At 42.2% G+C, this 14,362-nt stretch carries 11 protein-coding genes, 1 rRNA gene and 1 pseudogene; 7 read left to right on the forward strand and 6 right to left on the reverse strand.

Annotated features, from left to right (window positions below; all coding sequences use genetic code 11):
- Positions 1–108 (forward strand): 5S ribosomal RNA (gene rrf / locus CDG76_RS22115); the annotation flags it as partial.
- A 298-nt stretch (positions 109–406) separates the two neighbouring features.
- Positions 407–526 (forward strand): annotated as a pseudogene (locus CDG76_RS22125) (ArsC family transcriptional regulator); the annotation flags it as partial.
- On the opposite strand, the gene CDG76_RS22130 reads toward CDG76_RS22125, so the two are convergent.
- The gene (locus CDG76_RS22130) at positions 523–4,683 is read right to left on the reverse strand and encodes a PAS domain S-box protein (protein WP_094351098.1); all 4,161 of its coding nucleotides are present in this window, start codon (positions 4,681–4,683) and stop codon (positions 523–525) included. The pseudogene CDG76_RS22125 and the gene CDG76_RS22130 overlap by 4 nt on opposite strands.
- 1 nt (position 4,684) lies before the next feature.
- Complete coding sequence (locus CDG76_RS22135; RefSeq protein ID WP_094351099.1) at positions 4,685–4,939, reverse strand: helix-turn-helix domain-containing protein; 255 nt, start codon at positions 4,937–4,939, stop codon at positions 4,685–4,687.
- A gap of 642 nt (positions 4,940–5,581) precedes the next feature.
- Here CDG76_RS22135 and CDG76_RS22140 point away from each other — a divergent pair.
- The gene (locus tag CDG76_RS22140) at positions 5,582–6,613 is read left to right on the forward strand and encodes a 1-acyl-sn-glycerol-3-phosphate acyltransferase (RefSeq protein WP_094351100.1); all 1,032 of its coding nucleotides are present in this window, start codon (positions 5,582–5,584) and stop codon (positions 6,611–6,613) included.
- A gap of 46 nt (positions 6,614–6,659) precedes the next feature.
- On the opposite strand, the gene CDG76_RS22145 is transcribed toward CDG76_RS22140, so the two are convergent.
- Both CDG76_RS22145 and rppA read right to left on the reverse strand, forming a co-directional pair.
- On the reverse strand, positions 6,660–7,070 hold the full coding sequence (locus CDG76_RS22145) for a hypothetical protein (RefSeq protein ID WP_143854149.1): 411 nt from the start codon (positions 7,068–7,070) through the stop codon (positions 6,660–6,662).
- Positions 7,071–7,209: 139 nt separating this feature from the next.
- Positions 7,210–7,908, reverse strand: coding sequence for a two-component system response regulator RppA (rppA, locus tag CDG76_RS22150; protein WP_094351102.1), 699 nt, complete (start codon positions 7,906–7,908; stop codon positions 7,210–7,212).
- 75 nt (positions 7,909–7,983) lie between these two features.
- Between rppA and hisG the strand changes: the two genes are divergently transcribed.
- From hisG to CDG76_RS22165, 3 genes are all read left to right on the forward strand, one after another.
- Positions 7,984–8,628, forward strand: coding sequence for an ATP phosphoribosyltransferase (gene hisG, locus CDG76_RS22155; RefSeq protein ID WP_094351103.1), 645 nt, complete (start codon positions 7,984–7,986; stop codon positions 8,626–8,628).
- 473 nt (positions 8,629–9,101) lie between these two features.
- Complete coding sequence (locus tag CDG76_RS22160) at positions 9,102–10,556, forward strand: sensor histidine kinase (protein ID WP_094351104.1); 1,455 nt, start codon at positions 9,102–9,104, stop codon at positions 10,554–10,556.
- Positions 10,557–10,894: 338 nt separating this feature from the next.
- On the forward strand, positions 10,895–11,566 hold the full coding sequence (locus CDG76_RS22165) for a hypothetical protein (RefSeq protein WP_094351105.1): 672 nt from the start codon (positions 10,895–10,897) through the stop codon (positions 11,564–11,566).
- 140 nt (positions 11,567–11,706) lie between these two features.
- Here the strand turns inward: CDG76_RS22165 and CDG76_RS22170 are convergent, their stop codons facing one another.
- On the reverse strand, positions 11,707–12,786 hold the full coding sequence (locus tag CDG76_RS22170; RefSeq protein ID WP_190240938.1) for a tetratricopeptide repeat protein: 1,080 nt from the start codon (positions 12,784–12,786) through the stop codon (positions 11,707–11,709).
- A gap of 89 nt (positions 12,787–12,875) precedes the next feature.
- Positions 12,876–13,514, reverse strand: coding sequence for an RNA polymerase subunit sigma-70 (locus tag CDG76_RS22175; RefSeq protein WP_094351106.1), 639 nt, complete (start codon positions 13,512–13,514; stop codon positions 12,876–12,878).
- Between the two features lie 196 nt (positions 13,515–13,710).
- Here CDG76_RS22175 and CDG76_RS22180 point away from each other — a divergent pair, with 196 nt between their 5' ends.
- Positions 13,711–14,307, forward strand: a complete 597-nt coding sequence (locus CDG76_RS22180) for a glyoxalase-like domain protein (protein ID WP_094351107.1) — start codon at positions 13,711–13,713, stop codon at positions 14,305–14,307.
- The last annotated feature ends 55 nt before the right edge of the window (positions 14,308–14,362 follow it).

Here is a 14,362-nt window from a genome sequence, read left to right on the forward strand (position 1 = left end):
ATTGCGCGGTGGAACCACACTGAACCCTTCCCGAACTCAGAGGTGAAACGCTGCTGCGGCAACGATAGTTTAGGGGTAGCCCTACGCAAAAATAGCTCGATGCCAGGTTTTTTAATTCATACAATACAAAAAGCCCCACGCTCCACAGCCTGGGGCTTTTTGTTATGGTTGTTGGGTAATGTATTCCCTCTTCTCTCACTTTGGGAGAATCCAATCGCTCAAACGGTTACGGGGCTTTTATTTCTACTTTTTATCTATAAATTTTGGTCTCTGTTAGAAAATAAAGCCTCAAACCTGGATTAAATCAAAGGATTAAATCAAAGTCTCAGAATTTGGCTGAGATTATTGTTTTCCGAGAGTGACAAAAGAGGGATTAGAGAAATATTTGGCAGATTTTACCCGTAATAGAGATGTGTTTAAAGATTTGCAGCTTGATGACCCCGCAGGGCAATCAATTGAAACTTTTCGCCGCGTTCGAGATGAAGTTAAGGAACGAGTTGTAAACTTAATTAAGTCTCTCAATTAACAATTGCTACAACTATAAATTAGGTTAGCGATCGCACGAAGTAATTTAGCTGGCTCCACTGGTTTGGTGATATGCTGCCCAAATCCGGCGGCAATTGCCTGTTGATAATCAACCTCACCAGCATAAGCTGTAAGGGCGATCGCAGGAATTTTCCCGCCAAGTTCTGGTGACATAGCTCTAATTTGACGAATCAGCATATAGCCGTCTACTTCTGGCATTCCAATGTCGCTTAACAGGAGATTTGGCTGGAACTGAGGCATAATTCGTAGTGCTTCCATCGCAGATGCAGCCTGGATTACTAACGCGCCAGATTGCTCCAAAATGAAAGCAATTAACTCTCGTGTATCCCGCTCATCATCCACAAGCAGAACTTTCAACCCCTTGAAATTGGGTAAATCATCGGTTTGAGAGGCAATCTGATGGCTATTTAGATCGACCTCGATTAACGGTAGCATGACTGTAAAGGTTGCTCCCTGTTCTTCACCCAAACTTTCTGCCTTAACTGTGCCGCCGTGTAGCTCGACAATGTGACGAACAATAGCTAATCCTAAGCCCAGTCCGCCGAATTTCCTGGTGGTTGCGCCATCAGCTTGGCGAAAGTAGTCAAAGACGAATGGTAAAAAATCAGGGCTAATTCCCTTACCTGTATCACTGACTCGCAACTGAACCTGAGAACCAACAGACTCTAAACTGATTTCTATCTCTCCACCTTGGGGTGTAAACTTAATAGCATTGGAAACTAGATTCCAGATAACTTGCTGCAAACGACTGGAATCACCTCTGACTAAAAATTTAGAATTTGAAGTTTGGCATTTTAAATTGTTAAGTTGCTTATTAAAATCGATTGAGTCTAAATTTATTTGATAATTGTCTAATCCAACATTGTTCGATGGTTCCTGAGCCTTGTTGTTTGCGTAGCGTTCCGCAGGGAAAGACTGAGTGCCCGCGTCGAAGTCTAAAATCGTAAATCGTAAATCGATCGATTTGGCTTCAGCAGCTAGACGTACTGTTTCTATTGCTGCGACGATCGCAGTTTCTAGATTTACAGGAGCAATATTCAGACTCAGTTTACCTTGGAGAATGCGAGAGACATCCAGTAAATCTTCGATTAATTGGGTTTGCAGCTTGGCATTGCGCTCAATGGTTTCGAGAGCGCGAGTAGTGGTTGCTTCATCATACTTTTTCGTTTGTAGTAATTTCGACCATCCCAAAATCGGGTTTAGTGGAGTGCGAAGTTCGTGGGAAAGCACCGCCAAAAACTCATCTTTGATTCGATTAGCTTGGATTAATTCTTCTTTCCGTCGCTGTAACGAAGCCATTAACTGAGAGCGTTCCAGAGCAACCGCCACCTGATCGGAGGTTGCTTGTAATAGAGCTATTTCCCCAGAAGTAAAATGGGTACGGGTGCGACTGGCAAAGGAGAGGACACCAAGCAGCTTTCCTTGAGCAATTAACGGTTGACCTGCATAGGCTGTAATTCCTAAAGCATGGAGAATGTGGGCATGGGAATGGGTAGAGTGCGGCACATTATTGACGACGATTTGACGGCGTTCTTGCACCACTAGTCCGCATATCCCTTGATTAAATTCCAGGTATTCAATTGCTTGAAATACTTCATCAGTAATGCCGTTCCAAGCTACTAACCGGAGTTTCTGCTTATTTTCCTGTGTATCAATTAAATAGTGAAAGTAACAATGCAAATCCATTTGCGCCGAGAGTTTGCTAAACAAGCTGTTCATTAGATCCAAAGGGCGCTCGGTTGAAAGCAAATCACTGGTCGTTTCCGAAAGCAGTTTAAGTCTTTCACTGCGCTCTTGTAAGGCTTGTTCTGCAAGCTGACGTTCGCGAAGGGCACGTTCGCGTTCGGTAATGTCAATTGCAACCCCTCCTACCAGGCGTTGGCCAGACGCATCGGCAATGGGAAACTTATAGACCAAAAATTCGCCAAGGGTGCCATCTGTGCGTGGAACAGACTCAATCGTTTGAATAACCTGATTAGTCTCGGCAACTATTCTAATGTTATCGAGGAGGGGTTGAGCAATTTGGACTGGGTATAGGTCAAAAATGTTTTTATTGATCGCCTTATTTGTTGCTACATTGAATGTGCTGAAATAAGTTGGACTGAGGTAAAGTACACGTCCGTCTGCATTTGTAATCCATGCGGCGGCGGGAATATTGTCCATAAAAGCTTGAAATTGCTCTTGACTCTGACTCAGTGCTTTTTTAACTTGTTTGAGATCGCTAATATCCAGAATGAATGCGACTGATTTATGCCGAGATTCTCCTAAAAGGGAGTAGCCAACTATAACTGGGACGCTGGAACCATCTTTGCGAATAAATTCCTTCTCATAAGGAGTACAGGTTCCCTTCGCTATTGCTTCGGCAATAGCCAGTTCATCTAAATATTGATACTCAGATGGCGTGATATCAGCCCAGCTTAATCTACCTGCTTGAATATCCTCTTGGGTATAGCCGACAATTCGCAAAAACTCGTCGTTGGCTTCAGTGATGCTACCATTCACATCACCAAAGAGAATGCCAACTATATTCGCTTTCACAAAACTCCTGAGCCGTTCCTCACTTGCTTGGACTGCCTTCTCTGCCTGTTTGCGTTTGCTGATATCTGTAGTGCTGCCAACTAAACGTAACGGGTTTCCATCTGCATCCCGTTGCACCACTATCCCTTGATCTAATACATAAATATACTGATTGTTTTTGTTGCGAATTCGGTATTCGGCAGCATAGCGATCGCTATTTTCCAAAGCAAGTATCGCCTCTTGTACGCTTGGCAAATCTTCTGGATGGACAAGCTCACACCACCAATTACCACTTGCTTCAGCTTCTGCGAGAGAATAGCCCAAAATTCGGGTTAACCCCTCGGTTCTTTCAACGCTATCCTGTTCTATATTCCAGTCATAAATCAGACAGTTGACCGCAGATGCTGCTAACTCAAACCGTTCGTTCGCTAACCTCAGACGTTCCTCTTTCTGTCGCAAAGCTCGTTCTATTTGTTTGCGTAAGCGAAGCTCGTCGTAGACATCGCTGATGTTGCGGAAGAAAATGTCAAGACCATCTTCACTAGGGTAGGCGTGAATCTCCAGCCACAAGTCATACTTGGGTGGTAAGTAGTAGTGATGCTCGAAATGGACGGGAATTTGCTCTGCCATTGCCCGTCGGTACTGACGCTCTACATTCGTACCTAATGATATAGGCCACTCCTCCCAGTGCGACTTACCAATGACCTCTGTGCGGGGTTTACCGTTAATTCGCTCTGCTTCGGCATTTTGGTAGATGATTCGCCAGTCCCGGTCTAGAGTAATAAATGCATCACTCATGTTTTCTAGAGTGCGTGTGTTCCGCTGATTGGCTTGCTGTAATGCCGCTTCTGCTTGTTTGCGTTCGCGTAGCGCTGCTTGCTGTTCGCTCAAATCGACAACAAAGGCAATAACCGTTTCTTGAGTATTTCCAAGCGTCACAGAACCGAGCAGAACGGGAATGCGATCGCCATCTTTACGAATGTATTCTTTTTCAAAAGGCTTACATATTCCACTAGTTCTCACTTCTTCCACTGAACGTTCGCTCAAAAGAAGATACTCAGGCGGGGTAATCTGGCGCCAGTTGATTTGGTTAGCAGAAAAATCTTCTCGCGTATAGCCGATCATCTTCAGAAAAGCATCATTGGCTTCGATAATGAAGCCGTTGTTCATATCAGTTACAATTACCCCAATGATGTTGGATTCTGCCAGTCGGCTAAACCGCATTTCGCTATTTTGCAACAATTTGAGGCTTGTCTCTGCTTTGCATCTAGCAGTTCGCAACTCTGAAGAGAGCGCAGTAATTAAGAAGGAGACTAGTGAGAATGTGGTTAATCGTACCAGAACTTTTAGGCTGAGGAAATCGAAGGAGTAGACTGGATCGATCAAAAAATAGAGCGCAGTTGTCACAGATAAAGCGATCGCTAGTACTCCAAGTCTCATACCGCCATACCAGGCGCTGACTGCCACAACAGCATAAAATAGTGTAAATACGCTCGGATCGAAAACTGGCAGTAACACTTTTGTCAACAGCAGTGCCGTTATGACTGCCAAAATCATCACATTAAAAGCTATGAACCGAGAACGCATCATCAAAAATTTTTCAGGTACTTTCACCATCATCTTAAGAGTCCTCCCGTTGCTCCGATTTTGGGAGATACTCGTTCACTAATCTTTTGCCTGCTTCGCCCATCTTCTCTAACATCTCTTTAATCAGCTTGAGTGCCATCTGTGAAGGCACTGTAGCTCCGTTCTCCCAGCGATTGATTGTGCGTAGGGAAACTCCTAACTTAGCTGCAAACTTTTCTTGAGAGAGATCGAGTTGCTGCCGAAGTTCGCGGATTAAATCTGAAATTTTGAGTGGCTTTCCTAGTTCCATAGTAGGAAGAGTAAGACAGATGTCTCGCCATTCGTCTCCAGCTTGAGGAAGAATTTAAATAATCATTAGTAGTTATCAACTTCATCTTTTGGCGAAACATCAAGATTCAGTTATCAGTCTTCACGGCTTACTGTTTACTGTAGAAGGTATATATAAAATAAACATTAAGTTTTGCCTGTTATGGGATGGCACGATAGTATTATTTAAGGCAATTTAACTAAATAATTACTAGCGATCGCACACAGCCAAGCAATTGGTAGTGCGTCACACTTTCATGATTCATATCTAAATTAATTTGTTATATATAAAGTTAATTTTGAACTTGATAAAAGCTTTTTTATATCGCTAGTTTAGTAACTACAGCAGCTTGCAACTTCTCTACGTTCCCTGCGGGACGCTTACGCGAACGCGCAGCGTGTCGCAGACAGAGGCTACGCCAAGGTGAGATACAGATAATTGTAGAGACACAACATATTTTGCCCCTAACCTTATACTGCATTTAACTTAAATATGCTGTAAATCTAGAATAAATTCCAAAATATGTAGTTAGTTTTACTTCTATGGTCAGATGCCAGTCAAAAAATTAGAAAGTTACGATCCACTATTAATAAAACTTTTGCCTAATCCTAATCTTTAACTTTTTTGATTAATCAACACTCCGAAAACTTATTAAACAGTCAACAAGAGAATGCACCAGGTGAAGGCTATATATTTAACTGGTTTGATTGGTTTTGTCTTTGGTATCCTCCAGGATGGCTAATTTTATTCAATCGCCATTGGCAGCACTATCACACAGATCCAGATGGTTGGAATTGGCTAGAATATGGATTATTTTTAATTCCTGGCGGATTTTATCTAGCGTTGCTGAGTCGCTGGTTGCGTCTGGGTTTTCGTTCACCTCGAAAAGAAGTTGGTGAATTCGATCCTAAATATCAACAAGCTTTTGGCAAAGAAATTCTAGCCCCTATCGTTAAATACTATTTTCGGGGAGAGTTGCAACAAGTTAAAAACTTGCCATCAACAGGGCCATTGATTGTGGCAATGAATCATGCAGGGATGTGTTTTCCTTGGGACTTTTTAACCTTGGCTTATTTATTAAGTGAAGCCAAAGGATGGGTAGTCCAACCCATAGCAAGTCCAACATTATTTGAGCATCCTTGGGTGATTTGGTGGCTACCACCTCAATGGTCGCAGGTTTTAGGTGGTGTGCGAGCCGAATTAGATGATTTTGAGGATGCGCTCGCTCAAGGTAAAATTCTTTTATATGCACCCGAAGGTATTCGCGGGCCTTTGAAAGGTTGGAGAAGACGCTATCAACTAGAAAAGTTTCATGTGAGCTTTATTCAGTTGAGCGATCGCTATCATATTCCCATTCTGCCAGTCGTTTGCATCGGCAGTGAATCTCTGCATCCTTGGGCCATTAATTTCACCAAGTTACAACGACTAGTCAAACTACCATTCTTACCTTTGTCGCCTTTAATGTTTGCCTTACTTCTGTTTCCCTCAACGGGAGTTTGGGCAATGAGAACTCGTTTGCGTTACTTTATTAGCCCTTTGCAACCAGCAGAATTGAATAACCACTCAAAGAAAGGGCGTGCAGCAGCTTATCAACAGGCGCAACAATTAAGAGAAAAACTGCAACTCCAAATTAATCAATTTTTGGCTAAATCTTAATACTACAAGCTAAAATTTGTTGATTACAACAGGTTTACGATGTGGTTCAATTAAATGAAAGCTGCTGTAAGTTTGTAGTGCATTTATGCAACCTGGGACGCCGATGGCTGTTGTGAGTGCGATCGCCACTATACTGTTGACTAAGCCAATAATAGAGAAAATCGTTGAAAACATTGGTAATGCTGTCTTGACGTGTTGTTAGGAATGAAGTTATTGTTCCTACCACAGCTTGTCCGTTTGTTAGCAACACAACTTGTTTCGTTACCAATACAACCTGTTTCGTTACCAACACAACTTGTTTCGTCACCAACACAACCTGTTTCGTTACCAACACAACTTGTTTCGTTACCAACACAACTTGTTTCGTCACCAACACAACTTGTTTCGTTACCAACACAACCTGTTTCGTCACCAACACAACTTGTTTCGTTACCAACACAACCTGTTTCGTTACCAATGCTTATCTATTTGCGGCAAATACTGATGTCGTCGTTACCACAGCTTAACGAAAACTTATCAATCAGCGGCAAATATAGCCATTCTCCTAATGATTTTCCTAAACAATTAACCAAATCTTTGTGAGTCGAAACAGGCTGCTAAACTGACTCCACTGAGGAAGCACCGAAACGATAACCTTTGCCGTAGACTGTGTGAATCAGCGTAGTTTCTTTACCTACCTCAATCTTACGGCGCAGCAAGCGAATTAATGCCGCTATCACATTACTACTGGGTTGTTCTGACTCTTGCCACAAATTTTGCATAATCTGGGCATGAGTCAGAAGTTGTCCAGTGTGTTCCATAAAATATTGCAACAACTGGCTTTCTTTTTGCGATAGCTCAATTATTCGTCCTTGGCGATAGGCGACTTGATTTTCACAATCGAGTTCTAAATCAGCAACGGTTAAACGTCCGGTGGTGGTTTCATAGGTTTGAGTACCAGAACGACGCAATAAAGCACGGACTCTTGCTAATAACTCCCGCAGTTCAAAAGGTTTAACCAAATAGTCATCAGCACCAGCATCTAAACCTTGTACGCGGTCATCGAGAGTATCTTTAGCTGTAAGAAACAATACGGGAGTGGTTTTGCTTTGGCGTCGCAATTCCTGACAAATCTCTAACCCCGTTTTTCCTGGTAGCATCCAATCTAAAATAAGTAGGTCATAACTGCCTGCCTGTGCAAGTTCGCTGCCAGATGTCCCATCATAAACGGCATCTACGGCATAACCCTCACGAGTTAACAAGCGGCTCAAGGGTTGAGTTAGTTCAACTTCATCATCAACTAATAAAATTCTCATGCTGCTTGTGGTAAGCATATAGAGATATTCTCAATATTATTCAACTGCCAAGACGCTAAGGATACCAATAAAAAAATGCTGACTGTTGCATTGCCAAAAGGGGAACTACTTAAAAATAGCATCCGCTTGCTACAAGCTGTCGGATTAGATTTTAGTGCTTTTTTAGATTCAGGAACTCGCCAACTTCAAATTCCTGACACTAAGGGAGTTGCAAAAGCTTTACTGGTGCGGGCGCAAGATGTGCCCGTTTATGTGGAATATGGTCAAGCACAACTAGGGGTTGTTGGTTACGATGTGCTGCGGGAGAAGCAGCCGCAAGTTGCCCACTTGGTAGATTTGCAGTTTGGTCATTGTCGGATGTCAGTGGCGGTAAAAGCATCAAGTTCTTACCGATCGCCTTTAGATTTACCACCGCATGGTAGAGTTGCTTCAAAATATGTGAATTGCGCTCGTGAATATTTCCATAGTCTGGATTTACCTGTGGAAATAGTGCCATTGTATGGTTCAGTAGAGCTAGGCCCAATTACTGGTATGTCAGAAGCGATCGTAGACTTGGTTTCTACAGGGCGGACTTTGAGCGAAAATGGTTTGATTGAAATTGCTAGTCTGTATCAAAGCACGGCGCGGTTAATTGCCCATCCTCTGAGTTACCGCCTGAATACAGGTAATCTGAGTGATGTGATTAGCAAGCTGCGCGAGGCCGTTTTGGTAGAGGTTTAATATCATGTAATTCGTAATAACGCTTCTCCAGATGCTCGTTCCTAACTAACGCTGCACTATTTGTTTGTACAGCGTCTCGTCTTCAAGTGACTTGCAGATAAAAAATACTCAACTGTTATACCAATTCAATTAATGATTGCAACACATCCTTGGGTAAAGACGCGATGAATCGCGTCTCTACAAATGGTCTATTTTTTGCATTCTTTTTTCAAATTGGTATAACTTCTGGTTAAAAACTAGGTTTTAAAAGCCCTTACCCTTTGTTGCATAAGACTTGTAGAAACTCACCGCATACAAAGATTAAATTTTTTATTTAACCCTTCAGTAAATAGAATCAAAGTTATATTTATATTATTTTTTTGAGCGTTAAAATTTGATGCGATCGCAAACAATTAAACTAATATTATTTTGAGCAAAATTGTTAATCATAAAAAACACTTTCCAATTATTCTTAACACGAAGTAGGTGGAAATATGTTTCAAGCTACTCGCCGCCGTCTTGCAATTTGGTACACTGCCGTCACTGCTGTATTACTACTACTGTTTGCCAGTGGCGTTTATTTATACGTCCGCAGTACACTGATTGAGCGGATTGATGACACCCTTAACCATGTAGTAGAAATAGTGGAGCGTTGCTTGACAACGAGTGGCTGTGCATCTACGCTCATATTTGAGCCAATTAATGCTGATGCAGATAAATTTCGCATTAATGTAGAAGCCAGTTTTGGCGATAAGAACGACACTGTAGAAGATGACCACATTGACCTAGAATGGTTTAGTCCAACTGGTAAATTACTTTGGTCAACGCTATCTGAACCGCTAAATATTCCCATTCGTGCCAATCGCACTGGTGAAACTGTGCGCGTAGTCAAGGGAGAGAGTGAAAATTCCAAATTTAAAATTCCTAACTCCCCACTCTTATTGCGACAAGTCACCGAACGAGTAGAAGTGAGACGACAAGTATTAGGATATCTGCGCGTTAGTCATCCCTGGTTTGAAGTTACTAAACCTAGTCGCCAGTTAATTTTTGATTTGGCTTTAGGTATTGGGTTAATGGTGCTTTCCGTAGGCGCAAGTGGTTGGTTTCTTTCGGGTAAAGCGATGGAACCTGTGGGTGAATCTTATCAACGTCTTAAACAATTCACTGCTGATGCTTCCCACGAACTTAGAAGTCCTATCACTTTGATTCAAACTAATGTGCAGGTTGCGCTTGCTGACTTGGATTTAGCAGAGACAGAAACGACTAGTTCTTTGCAATATCGACAACAGTTAAAGGTAGTGGAACGGTTAACGCAGCGTTTGGGTAAGTTAGTAAATGATTTACTCTTCCTAGCACGACAGGATAGTGGTATTAGCAAAGATACTTTTTCACCTTGTCCGTTGGACGCTTTGCTAATAGAAGTGGTTGAAGAACAACAATTGTTAGTCCCTGAAAAAGAAATCACCCTTTCTCTAGACTTAATTGACCCTCCGGCCTCTGAAACTAGCCCCGAATTACTAGAAAATTGGTTTACTCTTGTAGGTAATTGGGATCAATTGGTGCGGCTATTCACAAATTTAATTGCTAACGCTTTGCATTACACTCCAGCAGGTGGACGGGTGAAAGTGGAATTAGCGCGGGTAGAAGGAACAAATCGTGTTTCTGGACTACGTAACACTAGTGCCCAGTTGCAAGTTAAGGTGAGTGATACCGGAGTTGGAATTCCAGCCGAAGCGCTACCACGCTTGTTCGATCGCTTTTATCGAGTAGATCCGGCACGTACTCATAGGACGGGGAATACAGCTACAGCCAGCGCTACAGGTTCAGGATTGGGATTAGCGATCGCTCAAGCTATTGTCGAACATCATCACGGTCATATTCAAGTTGAAAGTACCCAAGGCATTGGCACTACCTTTACTATCACTTTACCAATAACTCTTGAGTCTTAATTTGCTAATAAATTTTTCTTTCCTGTGATAGATGTAGGATTTTAGTCCATTCAATTGGACATTAATTCTTAGTGAATAAACTTATTTTCTGCCGCTATATTGAATTTGACTGTTACAAAAATGTGCTTAATGACAATGGTTAAGATTGTAAATCTTGAGAATGAAATATTTCAAGTTGTTTAGATTATTTCCGTATCCTTAGCTAGATGCGAGAAATCGAGTAGTTTGTTAAATGTTTAGATGTACTGAACGACCGATAAAACCTAATTTAATTTCCGGCTGGAGAAATCTTTTAGTAAGAAAAAAAATTGAAGTTTTTCTAGGAGTCAAGAACAAATATGAAGTCTCAAAATTTTCGCAAGTATAGCAAGTTATTTGGCGCTCTTTGTGGGGGATTTCTAATTAGTCTGCCAGCAATTCCTCAAGCATTAGCACAAGAATCTACTGTCAAGGTTAACCCAAGACCCAGTATTTTTAGCGAACCACCCTACAACCGCTCTCAGTCCCCTGTATCACCACAACCAAGTGCTAGACCAGCACAACCAGTTGCGCCGGCTGAGGGACAAGTGTCTCCCCTACCACCACAACCAGGTGCTAGAACACCACGCCCAATTCCTGGCGATCGAACTCAAGAACCTTCACCACCTACGGTTTCCAATGACCAACAACCACTGGTAGAACCACGGCAAGCCCCTAGTGCGACGATCGCACTCACTAATGGTATGGTTAATATCAGGTTAGTGAATGATACTGCGGCTAAGATAACTTTCCAAGTGATTGGCGATACAGCACCGCGATCGCTAGAAGGTAAGTCAGATGTAACGCTGCAAGCTTTAAAAGCACCAGTAACAGTAACATTTGAACGACAAGATGGCGGACAATTAATAGTGACTCCACAAGGTTCTTCAGAACCAGGAAGCTTGGAAGTCACATTTAAGGAAGCTACCAATGCAGCACAAGGCAGAAGTGCGATGAGAATTGAACGAAACGGTTCAGTGTTCTTGAATTAATTAATTTAGAACTAGGGCGATGGTAATTCGCGGCTACGCAAATAAGAGCTACACTATTTTGGTAAGATAAAATCAAGCTTTTATAGGTTTTGCCTGTGTAGACGTGGTTTCCAACCGCCCTTTTAACGTTAAATTGACTGCTATTTTCGCTGAAGCATTTTAGTTAATTGATCCCGCAATTGCACTTCTTGCCTGCTATCTTGCAATGTCCGCGCCAGTATAATTGCCCTTTCGTAAAAATTGCGGGCAGTCAGATAGTTACCTTGTTGCTTATATAACTGGGCATAAGATTCAAAAGATTTTAATTCTTCGTGTAAATTTTGTAATTCTTTCGCGAGTGCTAAACGTTGCTCTAGTAAGTCAAAGGCGCGTTCGTAACGTCCGACAGCAGTATGAGCCGTAACTAAACCATCAATTGCCCGTAATTGATTAGTGCGATCGCGGTTGGTTTTAGCTGTCCGCATTGCTTCACCATAAGTAGCAATGGTATCTTGATAATTTCCAGATGCTAAATAAGCGTCTCCTAAGTTATTCAAGGTATTTGCTTCACCGATGGCATCGCCAGTCTGACGGCGGAAAGTTAAAGCATTTTCGTACAGTTTAATCGCCTTGTTATAATCTCCCAACCTGGCACTTACTAAACCCAAATTACTCAAAGACAGTCCTTCACCTTCAATATTTTTCACCCCATGAGCAATTGTGAGTGCATCTTCAACTGTTTTACCAGCAGCAGCAAATTCGCCTTTTTGCAGCAGAAATGTACCAATATTATTCAGCACAAAAATCTGAGATTGAAAGTCTTTAGTATCACGAGCGATCGCTAATCCTCTTCTGAAAGCATCTTCTGCTTCTTTTGAACTACCAAGCTGCACATAAGCCTTAGCAAGCAAATTGTACGTCAGACCTTGTGCTTTCAGGTCGCCAATGGAATGATATAGTTCTAATGCTCGCAAACAAGACGCAATTGTTTTGTCGGCATGTCCTGAAGTGTATTCTTGTTGACCAATACGCAGCAAGCTGTCTGCTTCATCTCTTGATTGTCGCCCAACGGAATTATTTAAAGGGCGATGGAGTTGTTCGGAAATATCAACCGCACCCGCTACAGGACTCAGCACAAAAGCAAACAGTAAAAAGCTGTGTAAAAGTACCTGGGGACAAGAAATTGCTCCTACACAAATTAAGCCTACCTTTGGGCAAGGAAATACAAGCCGTTGTTTCATAAAAATTACCCGTAAAGTTGCGGGTTTAAGTAGAAGGTCTAAGAAGAAGTTTTAAGTTTTAAAATTGAAGACAATTAATATACGCATTTCTACTTAAGTTCTGATTGAGCTAAATCTTCCCCAAAGTATATGGCGCGGATATCTGTGGGCAATTTGTCCTCTAGCATACGATAGCCTTCTTGGAGAAAATTGGCTACTTCATAAGGAGCGATCGCTTCTCCTTCAGCTTGTAGATAAGCAGCGATTCTAGTTTCGCTCCAGTGGAAAGTTTGAGCCATTAACACGATTAATCGTAAAACTGGCGGTAGTTGGTCTAACGCCTGTTGTACATAGCACCATAGCGGCGGTGAAGTCGCTTGCAGAGAATAATGAATTGCTTCTGTGGGTGGTAATTTAATCTCATTTATACAGAAAGCTGTCATATTAATTAACCAATTCTGCATAGTCAAGGCTTCCTCACCTGATTCAGAGTCAGTTAACTTTAGTCCACCGAGTTCGTAATAGATATGTCGCCAGGTGAGGGCAAACAGATAATCTGCTTGCACAGGCGATCGCGCCGAATGCCGAATTAAGGTGTAGACTATGGGGCTATAGCGGCAAAAAATCACCGTAAAGTACTTTCCGGCATCTGGATAGCGCTGAAACAGAGTCAGTAGTTCATGGTCACTGTGATGAAACAGCGACTTCACCAGTGGGTGATTAGCTTCGGGAAAATGAGGAATTTGCACAAGTCTTGGAGTTGATAGTTGTTAAAATAGTTTTGGGAATTGCACTCCCCTAGTTAATCGCATAATATCTTGGTGTTGCTCAGTTTGTAGATGAGACTCAGACTAGTTGAGTATTGATAAACTAGAAACAAGGACTTAATTTTAGTCTTAATCGACAATCATAAAATCAACTCTCTTAAAGAATCCTTATTTGTTCATGGTTATAGCAGTTAGTGTCATATCGTTCCTGCTCAGTCCCCTTACTTTAGGCTCCTTTCTGCCTTCCCTGCCCTTAGATAGCCTGTTCTCCACCCAAGGCATTATGGTGATGCTGCTAGCAGCTTACGCTGGTGCCATGTGGATGTTTCTCACCAGTGCCCCAAAAGTACACACTGTAATGGTGTCAGATTTAGAGATTGCCCGACAGTTGTATGAAGGGCTGCTAGATTTGCCAGCAGCTGAGGTGCCATTGCACTACTACTACAACTACGAACAAACTATAGGCGCAACTGGCATCGATCCGTTATATATGTCTACCGGGCCGAGCTTGTCTAGTAAAATGATGAATAATGCCAACGATGGGCTGTGGTATCAATTAAAGAAAAACACCCAGCTACACGTCATTACTGGTGCGAGTTTAGGTAGCAAAAATCAGCAACGCCACGTTTGTTTTGACCATGACTGCCTGGAAATGATTTTAATGCGAGTCGAAATGCGCGGTTTAAAATTGAAGATTCGTAACCACAAACCTCTGAACTTTTTGGTCAAGGATTATGAAGGGCGAGTCATTGAGGTGGCTGAAGTAGCGAATTAGTTCTGAGGTTTTAGATTATTTGAGGTTGGGTTTGGCGTAGCTTGCCGCCGTAGGC

This window comes from Nostoc sp. 'Peltigera membranacea cyanobiont' 210A (assembly GCF_002246015.1).
In the GTDB taxonomy this organism is placed as follows: Bacteria; Cyanobacteriota; Cyanobacteriia; order Cyanobacteriales; family Nostocaceae; genus Nostoc.